This window comes from Caldivirga sp. UBA161, assembly GCF_002506515.1.
Classification (GTDB): Archaea; Thermoproteota; Thermoprotei; order Thermoproteales; family Thermocladiaceae; genus Caldivirga.
Genome location: NZ_DAXS01000042.1, coordinates 1,599 through 2,163, shown reverse-complemented (window position 1 = coordinate 2,163; position 565 = coordinate 1,599). Strand labels below are relative to the sequence as shown.

General features: G+C 41.6%; 1 protein-coding gene and 1 pseudogene. Both read left to right on the top strand.

Translation table 11 applies throughout. The annotated features are described in order from the left end of the window. The coding region (locus BP896_RS05015; RefSeq protein WP_291766382.1) for an ABC transporter substrate-binding protein at positions 1-240 on the top strand (240 nt) is incomplete at its 5' end. A 36-nt stretch (positions 241-276) separates the two neighbouring features. After that, positions 277-565 (top strand): annotated as a pseudogene (locus BP896_RS05010) (ABC transporter substrate-binding protein); the annotation flags it as partial.

Here is a 565-nt window from a genome sequence, read left to right as displayed (position 1 = left end):
TTTAATGGTAAGTGGTGGCCTGTTTTGGCTAGTAATTGGACTTTATTCCCTCAGAATGATACGATAATTATTCACCTTAGGCCTGGCTTATATTGGTTTAATGGTTCAGCTGTACTGCCCTTCACTGCTTGGGATGTTTACGCTGAATTCTACATTGGCGTTAAGGCATTCATGTGGTGGTACCCCTACGTTAACCCTGATGGTATTAGGGTTATTAATAACTATACGTTATCAATATAGTTAACTGCATGGAGCCCAACAACAATAATATTCATATTGACTGAGCCAATAACTACACCATGGCCATATTGGAAGCCTATTGTTGAGGAGCTAAAGACCATGAATTGGACTTACGCATCAACGGTTTATGGCCCAGATAATATAACTAGGTGGAATCCACCATGCTACTCACTAGCACCATACTACTTCGTTTCATTCCAGCCTGGCACAGCAACCTTCATAACTCAGCTTGAGCCAATGTACTACAATGGTGTACCATTACTTGCCAAGTGGTATGAAATATACCCATACGCAGACTGGCAGGACTACAACCCAACAGTAGACT